The sequence below is a fragment of the Streptomyces sp. MMG1533 genome, assembly GCF_001279775.1.
Taxonomy (GTDB): Bacteria; Actinomycetota; Actinomycetes; order Streptomycetales; family Streptomycetaceae; genus Streptomyces.
In genome coordinates this window covers 83,885-98,746 of the sequence record NZ_LGDG01000261.1, presented here as the reverse complement: position 1 = coordinate 98,746, position 14,862 = coordinate 83,885, and the positions used below count along the sequence as shown (strand labels likewise).

16 protein-coding genes and 1 pseudogene are annotated in these 14,862 nt (G+C 70.5%); 10 read left to right on the top strand and 7 right to left on the bottom strand.

Going from position 1 to position 14,862, the window contains the following annotated elements; genetic code table 11:
- Positions 1-192: 192 nt before the first annotated feature.
- Positions 193-372: a hypothetical protein gene (locus ADK57_RS39570; RefSeq protein WP_053754550.1), complete on the bottom strand. Its 180-nt coding sequence runs from the start codon at positions 370-372 to the stop codon at positions 193-195.
- A 243-nt stretch (positions 373-615) separates the two neighbouring features.
- On the opposite strand from ADK57_RS39570, the gene ADK57_RS39565 reads away from it, so the two are divergent.
- Entirely contained in the window at positions 616-2,256 is a 1,641-nt protein-coding gene (locus ADK57_RS39565; RefSeq protein ID WP_053754549.1) for a penicillin-binding transpeptidase domain-containing protein, read from the top strand.
- A 95-nt stretch (positions 2,257-2,351) separates the two neighbouring features.
- Positions 2,352-4,034, top strand: coding sequence for a penicillin-binding transpeptidase domain-containing protein (locus ADK57_RS39560; RefSeq protein WP_053754548.1), 1,683 nt, complete (start codon positions 2,352-2,354; stop codon positions 4,032-4,034).
- Here ADK57_RS39560 and ADK57_RS39555 read toward each other — a convergent pair.
- Positions 4,011-4,385, bottom strand: coding sequence for an SsgA family sporulation/cell division regulator (locus ADK57_RS39555; protein ID WP_053754547.1), 375 nt, complete (start codon positions 4,383-4,385; stop codon positions 4,011-4,013). The genes ADK57_RS39560 and ADK57_RS39555 overlap by 24 nt on opposite strands.
- A gap of 180 nt (positions 4,386-4,565) precedes the next feature.
- On the opposite strand from ADK57_RS39555, the gene ADK57_RS39550 reads away from it, so the two are divergent.
- The 6 genes from ADK57_RS39550 to ADK57_RS39525 all read left to right on the top strand — a co-directional run bounded on the left by ADK57_RS39550 (position 4,566) and on the right by ADK57_RS39525 (position 9,413).
- A complete protein-coding gene (locus tag ADK57_RS39550; RefSeq protein WP_053754546.1) occupies positions 4,566-5,612 on the top strand; it encodes an energy-coupling factor ABC transporter permease in 1,047 nt (348 codons plus the stop codon).
- 1 nt (position 5,613) lies between these two features.
- Complete coding sequence (gene cbiQ / locus ADK57_RS39545; RefSeq protein ID WP_053754545.1) at positions 5,614-6,411, top strand: cobalt ECF transporter T component CbiQ; 798 nt, start codon at positions 5,614-5,616, stop codon at positions 6,409-6,411.
- Positions 6,387-7,166, top strand: a complete 780-nt coding sequence (locus tag ADK57_RS39540) for an ABC transporter ATP-binding protein (RefSeq protein ID WP_199830781.1) — start codon at positions 6,387-6,389, stop codon at positions 7,164-7,166. The genes cbiQ and ADK57_RS39540 overlap by 25 nt, the downstream gene beginning before the upstream one ends.
- Positions 7,167-7,176: 10 nt before the next feature.
- Positions 7,177-7,638: a MarR family winged helix-turn-helix transcriptional regulator gene (locus ADK57_RS39535; RefSeq protein WP_053754543.1), complete on the top strand. Its 462-nt coding sequence runs from the start codon at positions 7,177-7,179 to the stop codon at positions 7,636-7,638.
- Between the two features lie 106 nt (positions 7,639-7,744).
- Positions 7,745-8,203, top strand: coding sequence for an organic hydroperoxide resistance protein (locus tag ADK57_RS39530; RefSeq protein WP_053754542.1), 459 nt, complete (start codon positions 7,745-7,747; stop codon positions 8,201-8,203).
- Between the two features lie 37 nt (positions 8,204-8,240).
- Positions 8,241-9,413, top strand: a complete 1,173-nt coding sequence (locus ADK57_RS39525; protein WP_053754541.1) for a serine hydrolase domain-containing protein — start codon at positions 8,241-8,243, stop codon at positions 9,411-9,413.
- Positions 9,414-9,417: 4 nt separating this feature from the next.
- Here ADK57_RS39525 and ADK57_RS39520 read toward each other — a convergent pair whose 3' ends face one another.
- On the bottom strand, positions 9,418-9,693 hold the full coding sequence (locus ADK57_RS39520) for a DUF1876 domain-containing protein (protein ID WP_053754559.1): 276 nt from the start codon (positions 9,691-9,693) through the stop codon (positions 9,418-9,420).
- Between the two features lie 142 nt (positions 9,694-9,835).
- Here ADK57_RS39520 and ADK57_RS48395 point away from each other — a divergent pair.
- Positions 9,836-10,277, top strand: a pseudogene (locus ADK57_RS48395) (RidA family protein).
- Positions 10,278-10,280: 3 nt separating this feature from the next.
- On the opposite strand, the gene ADK57_RS39510 reads toward ADK57_RS48395, so the two are convergent.
- The 3 genes from ADK57_RS39510 to ADK57_RS39500 form a co-directional block, all read right to left on the bottom strand.
- A complete protein-coding gene (locus ADK57_RS39510; RefSeq protein ID WP_053754539.1) occupies positions 10,281-11,126 on the bottom strand; it encodes a DMT family transporter in 846 nt (281 codons plus the stop codon).
- Positions 11,123-11,629, bottom strand: a complete 507-nt coding sequence (locus ADK57_RS39505) for a YbaK/EbsC family protein (protein WP_053754538.1) — start codon at positions 11,627-11,629, stop codon at positions 11,123-11,125. Before ADK57_RS39505 ends, ADK57_RS39510 begins: the two co-directional genes overlap by 4 nt.
- Positions 11,630-11,696: 67 nt before the next feature.
- Positions 11,697-13,292, bottom strand: a complete 1,596-nt coding sequence (locus ADK57_RS39500) for an immunity 49 family protein (RefSeq protein ID WP_063786081.1) — start codon at positions 13,290-13,292, stop codon at positions 11,697-11,699.
- Positions 13,293-13,341: 49 nt separating this feature from the next.
- Here ADK57_RS39500 and ADK57_RS39495 point away from each other — a divergent pair, with 49 nt between their 5' ends.
- A complete protein-coding gene (locus ADK57_RS39495; protein ID WP_053754537.1) occupies positions 13,342-14,337 on the top strand; it encodes a BtrH N-terminal domain-containing protein in 996 nt (331 codons plus the stop codon).
- Here the strand turns inward: ADK57_RS39495 and ADK57_RS39490 are convergent.
- Positions 14,320-14,862 (bottom strand): ATP-binding protein, encoded by a 543-nt coding sequence (locus tag ADK57_RS39490; protein WP_053754536.1) that lies wholly within the window; start codon positions 14,860-14,862, stop codon positions 14,320-14,322. The genes ADK57_RS39495 and ADK57_RS39490 overlap by 18 nt on opposite strands.

The following is a 14,862-nucleotide window of genomic DNA, read 5'->3' as shown; positions in this document are numbered from 1 at the left end:
CCCCAAAATCCCGCCCCGTGAAGCCCCCTCACCGCACCCAACGAACACCACCCGCAAAGGTCACCCATTCGACACAGGAACCACCGTTCCCCTCCCCGGAACGGTTCCGGGCACCCACACCCACCCAGACAAGAACCCAGCACTCACCCCTGCACACCAAAACGCGCTAGAACCCAGCCCACCGGCAGCAGCTCACCACCCCTTCGGCGGATCCTCGTCGTCGGGTACGCAGGCGCTGCCGGTGCTGCCCACGGCGATGACGCCGTACTCGCCGCCGCCGCAGCTCGCGTCCTCCATCGACATCGAGCAGCCGGTCAGCAGTACGGCGGCCGCTGTTCCGGCCAGTGCGAGGCCCAGGATGGTCTTGCGCACGATTGACTCCCCCTTGGTCGGTGTAGGACCAGCTTGGTCGGGGCGCGGAGGGCCGGGCATGAGTAGCGGTACTCAGAAGAAGGCGCCCGGAGTACCCAGCACGGATCCGCACACATTCGCTCAACAAAAGGGAAACACCCGTTACGGCAGTAACAGCTTGCGCATAGAGTGCCACCCACAGGCAGCCTTTCTGAACGCGTTCAGAAGATGCGGGGAAGGCGCAACGGGGAGGGGAAGCACCGTATGGGCAAGGGGGTCAAGGCCGCCGTCATCGGCAGTGTGTTTGCCGTGATGGTCGGCGGCGCGGGGTACGGGGCGTACAACGTCGTGTCCGCGCTGAACGGTGACGGGGGAACAGGAACGACGGGCGCGGCCGGGCCGGCGCCGGTGAAGAGCGGGCCGCCGAGCGCGGACGAGGTCAAGGAGACCACCGCCAAGTTCTTCGCGGCCTGGGAGAAGGGCGACGCGGCCGACGCGGCGGCGTACACGAACAACGACACGGCGGCCGAGCCGCTGCTGACGGCGTACGGCGGGGCCGCCCACATCGGCGAGGTGAAGATCACCCCCGGTACGGCGTCGGGCGCGACGGTGCCCTACACGGTGAAGGCGAAGGTGTCGTACGACGGGAAGTCCAAGCCGCTGACGTACAAGAGCGAGCTGACCGTCGTGCGCGGCATCACCACCGGGCGGGCACTGGTGGACTGGCAGCCCTCCGTGATCCATCCCGAGTTGCAGCGGGACGACACCCTGGTCACCGAGGAGTCCGCGAACCCGCCGATCGAGGCCGTCGACCGGAACGGGACCGAGCTGACGAAGGAGAAGTACCCCTCCCTCGGGCCGATCCTGGACGCACTGCGTGCCAAGTACGGCGACAAGGCCGGCGGCACTCCGGGCATCGAACTGGTGATCCACCACGCGACCGAGGGCGCCGCCGACACCCCGCTGCTGACCCTCGTCGAGGGCAGGCCGGGCAAGCTGGAGACCACGCTCAGCGCGACCGCGCAGGCCGCGGCGGAGAAGGCCGTCAAGCGGTACGCCCAGTCGTCGGTCGTCGCCGTCAAGCCCAGTACCGGTGAGGTGCTGGCGGTGGCCAACAACCGTAAGGACGCCTTCAACGCGGCCTTCGAGGGCACGGTCGCGCCCGGCTCCACGATGAAGATCGTCACCGCCGCGATGCTCATAGACAACGGCGTGACCTCGATGAACGGCCCGGCGCCCTGCGAGAACACCGCCGTGTGGCAGAGCCAGACCTTCAAGAACCTCACGGGCATGAAGCCCAACCTGAACGCCACGCTCGCCAACAGCTTCATGCGGTCCTGCAACACCGCCTTCGTCAAACTCGTCGACGAGAAGCCGCTGAGCGACGAGTCGTTGACCACGGAGGCCCAAACGCGCTTCGGGATCGGCCTGGACTGGAAGACCGGCGTCGTCTCCTTCGACGGCCGTGTCCCCGCCTCCGGCGGCCCGGACCGCGCGGCCAACGCCATCGGCCAGGGGCAGGTCCAGATGAACCCGCTGAACATGGCCTCCGTGACGGCCACCGCCATCACCGGCGACTTCCGCCAGCCCTACCTGGTGTCGCCGAAGCTCGACGACCGCCAACTGGCCACCGCCAAGGGGCTGCCGTACAACACCGCCGCCCAGCTCAAGCAGATGATGCGGCTCACCGCGACCCAGGGCACCGCCCGACAGGCGATGGCCGCGCTCGGCGGGGACATCGGCGCGAAGACCGGCTCCGCCGAGGTCGACGGGCAGGCCGTGTCCAACAGCTGGTTCACCGGCTTCCGCAACGACGTGGCGGCGGCGGCCATGACCGAGGAGGGCGGACACGGCGGCGACGCGGCGGGCCCGATTGTCGCAGATGTGCTACGAGCTGCCGGCTGAAGTCACCCCCACAGGACGGGACCCTAGGGTGGTGTCGTCGTTGAGGTGGATGAGGGCAACGGGGACCCTGGGGATCTTGCGGAGGATCGAAGGCTGTGGGTAACAGAAGGCGCGTCGCCGAGCGACGGAAGACCAAGCCCGCCGTGGTCGGCGGGATGATCGCCGTGGTCGTCGGCGGCGTCGGCTTCGGCGTGTACGCGCTGTTCGGCGGCGGGGCGGCGGCCGACGACCGGACGCAGCCGACGTCCGCCACCGCCGATGACAAGGCGAAGGACATCCCGTCCGGCCCCCTCTCGGCGACCGAGGTCACCACCGCCGCGCAGACGTTCCTCAGGGCCTGGCAGCAGGGCAAGGTGGCCGCGGCGGCCGCCGCCACGGACGACTCGAAGTCGGCGACCGCCCTGCTGACCGGCTACATCAAGGACGCCCACATCACGGGCGTCACGCTCACCGCGGGCACCCGCACCGGCGACAAGGTCCCCTTCTCCGTGAAGGGGACGGTGTCGTACAAGGGCACCGAGAAGCCGCTGGCGTACGACAGCGCCCTCACCGTCGTCCGCGGCACCAGCGACGGAAAGCCGCTGGTCGACTGGCACTCCGCCGTCCTGCACCCCGACCTCCAGGACGGCGACACCCTGGTCACCGGCGAGTCCGGGACCCCGCCGATCAAGGCGGTCGACCGGGACGGCGGCGAGCTGACCGAGGCCAAGTACCCGTCGCTGGGCGCGGTCCTCGACGGGCTGCGCGAGAAGTACGGCAAGACGGCCGGCGGCAAGGCGGGCATCGAGCTCCGTGTCGTCCGCGGCAAGTCGGCGAAGTCGTCGAAGGCATCCGACAAGACCCTGCTGGAACTGAGCAAGGGCACGCCGGGCACCGTGAAGACGACCCTGAACCCGACGCTCCAGACGGCGGCCGAGGCGCAGGTGGCCAAGAAGGCGCGGTCGTCGGTCGTGGTGCTGCGGCCGTCGACCGGCGAGATCCTGGCGGTCGCGAACGCCTCCCACGGCTTCAACACCGCCTTCCAGGGCTCCCTCGCCCCGGGCTCCACGATGAAGGTCATCACCTCCTCGCTGCTGATCGAGAAGGGGCTGGCGTCGGCGGACAAGGCGCACCCCTGCCCGAAGTACTTCACGTACGGCGGCTGGAAGTTCCAGAACGACGACAAGTTCCAGATCAAGGGCGGCACCTTCAAGGCGAGCTTCGCCCGCTCCTGCAACACCGCCTTCATCAGCCAGGCGCCCGACCTGGAGAACAGCGACCTCACCGAGCAGGCCCAGCAGGTCTTCGGCCTCTCCATGAACAACTGGGCCATCGGCGTGCCGTCCTTCGACGGCTCGGTGCCGGTGCAGAGCGCGGCCCAGATGGCGGCCTCGCTCATCGGACAGGGCGCGGTCCGTATGAACCCGCTGAACATGGCGTCGGTGTCGGCGACCGTCGAGTCCGGCACCTTCAAGCAGCCCTACCTGGTGTCCCCGTCGGTCGACAACCGCACGCTGGCGACGGCCTCGCGCACGATGTCCGCGGGCACCCTCTCCCAGCTGCGGGAGCTGATGGCGTACACGGCGGCCTACGGCACGGCCGCGGAGGCGATGTCCGGGGTCACCGGGAACGTCGGCGCGAAGACGGGCTCGGCGGAGGTCGACGGCCAGAAGAAGCCGAACGGCTGGTTCACCGCGTACCGGGGTGACCTCGCGGCCGCGGGTGTGGTCCAGCAGGGCGGCCACGGCGGTGACACGGCCGGTCCGATCGTGGCGTCACTGCTGAAGACGGGCGGCTGACTCCCGGGATCCCACCGGGGTCGCCATGTACGTCCGCCGCAGGAACCTGAGCAGTGCCTTCGTCTCGAACTGGACCACCGAGACGCCCTGCTCGGAGTGGAACTCGACCACGGCCTGCACCCGCCCGCACGGCCACACGCGGACCTCTCCGCTGCCGGCCGGGGCGCGCAGGCCCTGTTCGAGAAGTGAGCGTGAGAAGGTCCACTCGTCGTGGGTGCTGGGCAGACCGACCCTTACCGAACGCGGGTCGGCCTCGGGGTCGTACCGCAGGATCACGGGGACCGCCTCGTCCTCCACGATGTCCACGTCCGAAACGATGTGGGCTCGCGCGTACTGTTCGACTACAGACATCGTGACGGCCCTCTCACGCTGTGTAACTTGTGCGGAAGCTGTGCATCCGATCCCCCACCAAGCGTCGCATATTTCCCGGATTCCGCCCCTGGGGCCACACAGCTTGCTCATGACTGCGTATGGCTGTTCGTAATGCGTCTCTCTTGCAACTCGTTCGCAACAAGCCACTATCATCGAACGGTGCATGTGCCTGACGGATTCATCGACGCCCCCATCTCCGTGGCGACCGGAGCGGTCGCTGCGGCCGCCGTCGCCGTGAGCCTGCGCGGCGCGCGCCGCGAGCTGGACGAACGCACCGCGCCGCTGGCCGGCCTGGTGGCCGCGTTCATCTTCGCCGTACAGATGCTCAACTTCCCCGTAGCGGCGGGAACAAGCGGACATCTGCTCGGCGGCGCCCTCGCGGCGATACTCGTCGGCCCCTGCACAGGGGTTCTGTGCATCTCCGTGGTCCTGCTCATGCAGGGCATCCTGTTCGCGGACGGCGGCCTGACCGCGCTCGGCGTGAACATCACGGACATGGCGATCGTCACGACGGTCGTCGCCTACGCCGTCTTCCGCGGGCTGGTGAAGGTCCTGCCCCGCAAGCGGCGCTCCATCACCGTCGCCTCCTTCGTCGCCGCCCTGCTCTCCGTGCCGGCCGCGGCCCTCGCCTTCACCTTCCTCTACTGGCTCGGCGGCACCACCGACGTCTCCATCGGCAAGGTCGCCACCGCCATGATCGGCGTACACGTCCTCATCGGCATCGGCGAGGCCGCGATCACCGCCCTGACCGTCGGCGCCGTCATCGCCGTACGCCCGGACCTCGTGTACGGCGCCCGCGGCCTCCAGCAGAAGCTCAAGCTGCGGGTCAACGGCGAGCTCGTCGACGTCCCCGCGGCGGAACCGGCCCCCGTGGCCGCCCGCTCCCACCGCAAGGTGTGGATCGCCGGCCTGGTCACGTCCCTCCTCCTCGCCGGGTTCGCCAGCTTCTACGCCTCCGCCGACCCCGACGGCCTGGAGAAGGTCGCAGCCGACAAGGGCATCGACGCGAAGGCCGAGGAGCACGCGAACGCGGACTCCCCGCTCGCCGACTACGGCGTCACGGACGTCGAGGACGCCCGTCTCTCCGGCGGCCTCGCCGGCGTGATCGGTGTCGGCGTCACGGTCGTCGCGGGCAGCACGGTGTTCTGGGCGGTGCGCAGGCGTCGCACGAACGACGTCTCCCCCACTGCCGTGGAGAACGTCTGACATGGGCGCCGATGGGGGTACCTCCCGCGCGAGCGCATTCGAGCGTGGGGGAGCGCACAGGCTCTACCGGCACGGGCACTCGCCCGTGCACGCCCTGCCGCCGCACACGAAACTCGCGGCGACCTTCGCCTTCGTGGTGGTCGTGGTGTCGACGCCGCGGGAGGCGATGTGGGCGTTCGGCCTGTACGCCGCGCTCCTGGCGTGCGTCGCGTACGCGGCCCGCGTGCCCGCCGGATTCCTCCTCAAGCGGCTGCTGATCGAGGTCCCGTTCGTCGCCTTCGCGGTGCTGATGCCGTTCGTGGCGGAGGGCGAGCGGGTCGGGGTACTGGGTCTCCAGCTGAGCGTGAGCGGCCTGTGGGGCGCCTGGAACGTGCTCGCCAAGGGCACCCTGGGCGTCGCCGCCTCCGTACTCCTCGCCTCCACGACCGAACTGCGTGAACTCCTGCTGGGACTGCAGCGGTTGAAGCTCCCCCCGCTGCTCGTGCAGATCGCCTCCTTCATGATCCGCTACGGCGACGTCATCACGGACGAGATGCGGCGGATGCGGATCGCCCGGGAGTCGCGCGGCTTCGAGGCGCGCGGCGTGAAGCACTGGGGCGTCCTCGCGAAGTCCGCCGGGGCGCTGTTCATCCGCTCCTACGAGCGCGGCGAGCGCGTGCACCTGGCCATGGTCAGTCGCGGGTACGCCGGTTCGATGCCGGTCATCGACGAGGTGACCGCGTCCCGGGCGCAGTGGTCGTACGCGCTGACCCTCCCGTTCGCCGCCCTCGTCGTATGTCTGCTGGGATGGACGCTGTGACCGCTTCCCTCGAGGTCTCGGGCCTCGCCTTCGCCTATCCCGACGGACACCAGGCGCTGTTCGGCGTGGACTTCTCCCTCGCGCGCGGCGAGCGGGTCGCGCTGCTCGGGCCGAACGGTGCCGGCAAGACGACCCTGGTGCTGCACCTCAACGGCATCCTGTCCGGCGGCACCGGCACGGTGAAGGTCGCCGGACTGCCCGTCGGCAGGCAGCACATGGCCGAGATCCGGCGCAAGGTCGGCATCGTCTTCCAGGACCCGGACGACCAGCTCTTCATGCCGACCGTGCGCGAGGACGTGGCGTTCGGGCCGGCGGCGGCCGGGCTGAAGGGGCCCGAGCTGGAGGAGCGGGTGCGTACGGCCCTGGAGCGGGTCGGCATGCAGGACTTCGCACAGCGGCCGCCGCACCACCTCTCCTTCGGGCAGCGACGCCGGGTCGCGGTCGCGACGGTGCTGGCGATGGAGCCGGAGATCCTCGTCCTCGACGAGCCCTCCTCCAACCTCGACCCGGCCTCCCGCCGCGAACTGGCCGACATCCTGCGGTCGTTGGACGTGAGTGTCCTGATGGTCACGCACGACCTGCCCTACGCCCTGGAGCTGTGCCCGCGCTCACTGGTCCTGAGCGACGGCACGATCGCCGCCGACGGGAAGACCGCGGAGCTGCTCGCCGACGACGCGCTGATGCGCGCGCACCGGCTGGAGTTGCCCTTCGGTTTCGATCCGCGATCCGTGCCGGCTCCCGACGGCCGTCCGTGACAATGGGCGCGTGACGAACCAAGAGGACGCCGGGTCCCTGCTGCTGGACGACCAGCTGTGCTTCGCGCTGTACGCCGCGCAGCGCGCGGTGACGGCCGCGTACCGGCCGCTCCTGGAGGACCTCGGCCTGACCTACCCGCAGTACCTCGTGCTGCTGGTGCTGTGGGAGCGCGGCGAGATCACCGTGAAGGAGCTGGCGGGCGCGCTGCGCCTCGACTACGGCACGGTGTCGCCATTGCTCAAGCGGCTGGAGAGCGCGGGGCTGGTGCGCCGGGAGCGCGCGGTGAGCGACGAGCGCTCGGTGCTGGTCGCGTGCACGGGGCGCGGGGAAGAGCTCAAGGAGCGTGCGGCACACGTGCCCGGCGCCCTGCTCACGGCGACGGAGTTCGACGGCGCGGAGGTCGAGCGGTTGCGCGAGGAGCTGTGGCGGCTCGCGGAGAAGGCCGAGGCGGCGGCGGACCGCACGCGCTGATCTCGGGTTACCGACGGTTGCCACCCCCTGGTAACGGCGACTGACCTACCAGCCAGTACCTTGTGCACGATGCATTTGCGCACACCCGTTCCGGGGGGAGCCGGCCATGACTGACGACACCGCCGTCGACACCGCTGTCGACACCCGTCCGACGAAGATCGCGTACGTCGCCGAGGCCACCGCCCACGGCGGCCGGGACGGCTATGTCACCAGTCAGGACGGGCAGATCGAGCTGAAGGTCGCGATGCCGCCGGAGCTCGGCGGGGACGGCAACGGCACCAACCCGGAGCAGCTGTTCGCGGCCGGCTACAGCTCCTGCTTCCACAACGCGCTGGTGATGGTCGGCCGCCGGTCCGGCTACGACCTGTCCGGCTCCACGGTCGCCGCGAAGGTCGGCATCGGCCCCAACAAGCAGCGCGGCTACGGCCTCGCGGTCGCCCTCAGCGTCTCGCTCCCGGTCCTCGACCCGGACATCGCGGGGAAGCTGGTCGACGCGGCGCACGAGGTCTGCCCGTACTCGAACGCGACCCGCGGGAACATCGACGTGACCATCCTGCTTGGCTGAGAGAGGACAGCGGCACCATGTGACAAGGAGTACGGACGTGGACGTGAACGGCACAGTCGCCGAGGGCTTCGAGCCGGTCAGGGAAGCGTTCCTGCGGAACTTCGAGGCACTCGGGGACCGGGGCGCGGCACTCGCCGTCTACCGGGACGGGCGCAGGGTCGTCGACCTGTGGGCCGGTACCAGGGACGTCGACGGGACCGAGCCCTGGCGGCGCGGCACCGCGCAGATCGTGCGCTCGGCGACGAAGGGCGTCGCCGCCGCCGTACCGCTGCTGCTGCACCAGCGCGGGCTGCTGGACCTGGACGCGCCGGTGGGCGAGTACTGGCCGGAGTTCAAGGCGCGCGGCAAGGAGCGGGTGCTGGTCAGGCACGTGCTGAACCACCGTTCCGGCCTTCCGGTCCTCGACCGTCCGCTCACGCCGGCCGAGGCGCTGGACCCGGCGCGGGGCGCCGAGGCGGTCGCGGCCCAGGCCCCGGTCTGGGAGCCCGGCACCGACCACGGCTACCACGCGCTGACGTACGGCTGGATGCTGGACGAGCTGGTGCGGCGCGTGACGGGCCGGTGGGCCGGCGAGTGGATCGCGGCGGAGATCGCCGGACCGCTGGGCGCCGACCTGTGGCTGGGCCTGCCGGAGGCCGAGGAGGCGGCGGGCCGGACGGGCCGGGTGGGCCGTATCGAGACGCCGGAGCCCGCCACCGGGGCGGCCCTGCGGGTCCGTCCCAAGCGTGCGGTCACCGAGGCCTACGACGACCCGGCCTCCCTCACCCGTCGCGCCTTCACCGCGATCACCCCCTTCCCCGACCAGAACGACCCGGCGTACCGGGCGGCCGCCCTGCCCGCGACCAACGGCATCGCGACCGCCGACGGCCTGGCCCGCGTCTACGCGGCGCTGATCGGCGAGGTCGACGGCGTACGCCTCTTCGACCCGGCGACGGTGGAGCTTGCGCGTGCCGAGGAGTCGGCGGGACCGGACCGCGTCCTGGTGGTGAACACCCGCTTCGGCCTCGGCTACATGCTCCACGGCAGCGCGTCACCGCTCCTCGGCCCGGGTTCGTTCGGCCACCCGGGCCGCGGCGGCTCCCTCGGCTTCGCCGACCCGGAGACCGGCGTCGCCCTCGGCTATGTGACGAACGGCTTCCGCAAGACCGTCACGGCGGATCCGCGGGCGCAGGCGCTGGTCCGCGCCGTGCGGAGCGTCGTACGGCCGTAGCGGCTCAGACGTTGATGGGGTGGGAGGTCCGCCCCGACGCCTGGTCGATCTCGTCGTGCGCCTTGGTCAGCAGTTGCATGGCCAGTTCGTTCAGGGCGCGGGCAGCGGCGACCTCCTCCCCCACCCTCGGCTGATTCGTGTCGGTGTGGTGGCGGCTGGCGTGCCCTCGCGTACGTACCTCCGTGCCGTCGGGAAGGCGCACCAACGCGGCCGACCGCGTGTGCTGATCATCCTCCTCGAACTCCAGCTCGATGTGCCAACCCACAGTGGTGTGCATCATGACGATCACCTCCGGAACACCTGCTTCCAGGGTGCGCCTTCAGGAGCGGGGACGCACGGGCTCCGGCACACAGCGGCCGTTTTCCCTGCCGTCCCCCCGGTCATGGCGGAATGGGCCGCCCAGCGCCGAGCGTTCCCCTGACATGACGCCCGACCAGCGCACCATCACCAATCCGCCCGCCCTGCACGACCCCACGCCGTTCGGCTACAGCCACGCCGTCTCCGCGCCCGGGGAACTCGTCTTCATCGGCGGCCAGTACGCCTCGGACGCCACCGGCGCCCCCGTCCCCGGCGGCTTCGCCGCCCAGGTGGACCTGGCCTTCGACCGGCTGGGATCGGCCCTGGAGGGCGTGGACCTCGGCTTCGAACACGTCGTCCGCCTGGGCACGTTCATCGTCGACCACGACCTCGTGAAGCTGGAGATCCTCGGCAAGGCGCTGCACGCCCTCCCCCACTCTCGGCTTCGCTCGAGCGGGAGGTGCCCCCACCGGCGACCGCCTCCCGGCACAGACACTCAGCGGTGTCGCCTCGCTCGCGCTGCCCGGGATGCTGTTCGAGGTGGACGCGGTGGCGGTACGGCGCTGACGCCTACCCGGCGTGCAGCATCAGCCCGATCCCGACCACCAGGAGCCCTGCCGCCGCGATGCGCGGGGCTCCGAACTTCTCCTTGAAGAACACGGCCCCGATCGCCGCGCCCACGATGATCGACGACTCGCGCAGCGCGGCGATCGGCGCCAGTTCCGCCTTGGTCTGGGCCCACAGGACCAGCCCGTACGCCGCCACGGAGAGGGCCGCGCCCAGCAGACCGACGGCCGCGAACGGCCGGAGCACGGTGACGAACTGCCCGCGCCGGCGGTGGAGCGCGTACACCGGGATCGCCACGCCCTCCACCCCCATCAGCCAGGCGATGTACCCGAGGGACGACCCGGAGGCCCGGACCCCCAGCCCGTCGACGACGGTGTACGCCGCGATGGTCAGGCCGGTCGCCAACGCGGCCCCGATCGCCGCCCAGTTGGGCCGGCGCCCGCGCATCCCCCACAGGGCGACGCCGGTCAGCCCCGCGCAGGAGACGGCGATGCCCGCCGCCGCCCACCCGTCCGGCACCTCGTGTGCGAAGACGGCGGCGAGCAGGGTGACCACCAGGGGTGCGGTGCCGCGCGCGATCGGATACGCCTGCCCGAAGTCGCCCAGCCGGAAGGACCTCATCAGCAGCACGTAGTAGGCGAGGTGGACGACCGCCGAGACGATCAGATACGGCCACGCCCCCGCCGCCGGAACCGGCACGAACGGCATCATGGCCAGCCCGATCAGCGACCCCCCGCCCGCGATCAGCGTGAACCCGACGAGCTTGTCGGTGATCCGGTGCGCGATGGCGTTCCAGCTGGCGTGCGTGACCGCGGCCAGCAGCACGGCCGCCGTGACCAGCGGGGTCACGAGGTGCGCTCGCGCACGTCCACCAGAGTCGCGCCGGCGTGGGCGACAAGGTCCTTGGGCTCCATGGGGAAGACGGCGTGCGGGTTGCCCGCCGCCGCCCACACGACGTCGTGGTCGAGCAGCGACCGGTCGGCGAGCACCCGGGTCCGGGTCCGGTGCCCGAAGGGCGGCACGCCCCCGATCGCATACCCCGTGGTCTCCCGTACGACGTCGGCCTTGGCCCGGGTAACCTTGTCGGCGCCGAGCGCCTCCCGGACCAGGTCCAGGTCCACCCGGGAGGCGCCGTCCATCAGCACCAGCACCGGCACCCCGTCCGCCGCGAAGATCAGCGACTTGCAGATCTGACTCAACTCGCACCCGATGGCCGCCGCGGCCTCGGCGGCGGTACGGGTGGCGTCCGGGAAGCGCCGGACGCGGGAGTGCAGGTCGTCGAGGCCCAGCTCGCGCAGGGCCTCGGCGAAACGGGGGTGGGCTCCGGAGCCTTCGGTGTCGGTCGTCGTCATGCACGGCACGCTAGCGGTGCGTGTACGAGACACGCGACCGGGTTACGGCCGTTCCCTCACCCGCCCGTCACGTCGGGAACTCGCCGTACCAGGCCCCGTTGAGGAGGTACTTGGGCAGGTAGGGCGAGCCGGTGTCGACCGGGAAGCGTGCGTCGTGGGCGAGGCAGGCGATGGCGAGGGGGCCGAGTGCCACGCGGCTGCGCGGGTCGTCGGTCGATCCGCTCCAGTACGTCTCGTGGTACCTCAGCACATCGCTCAACTGCTGTGCGAAGGCCTCGTGTTCGTTGGTGACGACGCGATGGAAGACGGCGACGGGCGGGTAGTCGACCAGGTCCAGGAAGTACTTGTCGGTGCGGGTCGCCACATCGGGGCTGGACGTCTTCATGGTGGCGAGCAGCTTGGGGACGAGCTCGTCCGTCGGGCGCCTGAGGCAGTAGGTCTGCAGCGTGTCGATCCAGTGGAAGAGGTAGTCGTCGGTGTCCGGGGTGACCCGCCGCAGATCCTCCAGGGGCACCTGACTCAGCCGGGTCAGCCGCTCGCCCTCCCGGCAGACCAGCGCGAGCCAGAAGGCGTCGAGCCAGGCACGTGCGTCGGCGTACGGCTGTGCGGCCCCGCCCTCGAACAACGCACTGCCCGCCTGCATGGCCGCGACCCAGGCTCGCCAGGTCTCCGACCTTTCGGCGTCGGGATCCGCGGCACAGGCGTCGTAGGCACCTGCGAGGGCCACGGCGAAGGGAGACTCCTCCTTGACGCTCTGCCCGCCCCGCAGCCGCTTCATCAGGTCCATCAACTCCTGCGGCGGTACGACCGACATGGAGCGGGTCTCGTGGTCGAACGCCGTGAGGCAGACCAGCCGCCCCTGATGCCACCAGTACAGCCGGGGGCTGAGCGAACCGGGCCCGTCCTGATAAGCCCTGAGGGCATAGGCACCCAGCTCGTTGACGGCGTCCACGACCGTGCCGTCCACGATCGGATGGAACGCGAGCAGATGCCTGGTCGGTACGACGACGAGGGCCCCGTTCTCCGGCAGCTCCCGCCCGGTGAGCTCCCGCACCAGCTCGGGCAGTACGAGCGCCTTGGCCGCGACGAAGTGGGAGTCGCCGTAGACGGAGTGCAGCGCGGCACCCGACGGCCCGTTCATCGCCTCGTACTCCACCGCCTCGGCCAGCACGTTCGCCCGCCCCGCCGCCCACAGCTCCTCGGCCCCGGCCGACGCGACATCCGCGTCGCCCAGAATCCGAACGGTCTCGGGGGCGTCCAGCGCCAGCGCGGCGAGAAGCCCTTCGGAGACGGGACGGACGTAGCGGAACCCGTCCGCGATGTCGGCCAGGGCGTCGTCGGGGAGCAGCCGCAGGTAGGTGTTCCGCAGCAGCCCCTCCGCGTCCTCGCCCCCTCGCCCCACCGAATCCAGCCTCCGGAAGTACTCCTCGACGACCGCCGGCCAGTGCTCCTCGGCGATGTCGTGGCACCTGTGCGCGAGAGACGTCAGCGGGTTCTGGCGACCGTCCTCGTGTACGACGATCCCTCCGCCGACCGTCGTGCGCCGGCCCTGCCGTATGAAGTGGTCGACCGCGAGGCCACTCAGACGTTCCGCCTGCGGGACGGTAAGCATGGGCAGATGCGGGTCGGGTGCATGGTCCTGAGGTGCGGGCTGATCAGTCACCCGAACACTCTACGAAGCCGCTTCGGCGTCACAGGAAGGGGAGGAAGGCATGAGCACGGTGATCGACATCGATGCCCGCGGTACGCAGCACTGCGAGACGACAGCCCTGGGGGTGCTGCTGCGGCACCAGGGCCTCGATCTGTCCGAGCCCATGCTCTTCGGCCTCGGCTCCGGTCTGTCCTTCATCTACTGGGACAGCAAGAACATGGGCTTTCCCTTCCTGGGGGGACGGGTCAAACCTTTCGACCTCACCAGAAACCTTGCCACCGGACTCGAGCTGGAGCTTCTGGTCCAGGAGACCACCTCGCCCCGCAGGGCATGGGAGAACGTGGTGGCCCCCATCGATGCCGGCCACCCCGTCGGACTGCAGCTCGACAGCTACCACCTGGACTACTTCGGGTCGAAGGTGCACTTCGGCGGTCATGTCGTCGCCATGTACGGCTACGACGACCACGACGCCTTCCTGGTGGACACCGACCAGCAGGGCGGAGCGGTGTCCACCAGCCGGACCAGCCTCGCCGAGGCCAGGGCCGCGCGCGGTCCGATGACCGCCAGGCACCGGTCCTTCACCCTCACCGTTCCGAGGAACCTGCCCTCCCCACAGACCCGGATCATTCCCGCGATCACCGCCTGCGCCGACGCCTTCCTCGACCCGCCCATCGCCAACCTCGGCCACCGCGGCATCGAGAAGGCCGGCAAGCGGGTACGCACCTGGCTCCAGCGCACCGACGACCCGCAGCGGGACCTGACGCAGGCCGCCCTCCTGATGGAGAAGGCCGGGACCGGCGGCGCCCTGTTCCGCAACCTCTACCGCGACTTCCTCGCCGAATGCACCCAACAGGTCGACAGCGGCCACCTGCGCACCGGCCACCGGTTGTACGCGGAGGCAGCCACCCTGTGGACGGAAGCCGCGGCACTGATCACACAGGCCGGTGCGTCAGGCGATCCGAAGTACCTCGTACAGGCAGGCACCCTCCTTGGCGACCTTTCCCGCGTGGAGCGCGAGGCCATGCAGGCGCTGAGCCGCCTACACCCCGATCACTGAACTGACCGCCGCCACCCGGTACGCAAGGTCGCCGGCCGGGACGTCGACGAGTTCGTACCCGAATGCGCGATAGCTCTGTTCGTGGAGCTCCTCGAAGGCCAGCGACTCCTGGAAGGTGATCCGGCGGGCTGCGGTGGGCTCGCAGAACCCCAGGTTGCGGACGAAGAACACCTGCCGCTCGTAGATCTCCTCGGCGGTGATCCGCTCGATCTCCTCGGTCAGGGCCCGGGACACCGGCCGCCCCAGGTAGTTGGCCAGCGCGTGCGTGCACACCGGGGACCGGTCGAAGACCTGGACGGTGCCTGTGGCGCAGGTCTCCAACTGCCTTTGTCTCTGCAGCTCGACGATCTCATCGGCAAAGCCCGCCCGCGTCCACGGCTCCTCCTCGCCTTGGGCCTGCGCCCGTGCGATGACCGCGGTGGCCGCCTCTTCCACGACCTCGTAGCCGAGTTCGGCCAGACCCCGCAGGATCGACGTCTTGCCCGCACCCGGCGTACCGGTGAGAACGTACCGCCCCGATCCCAC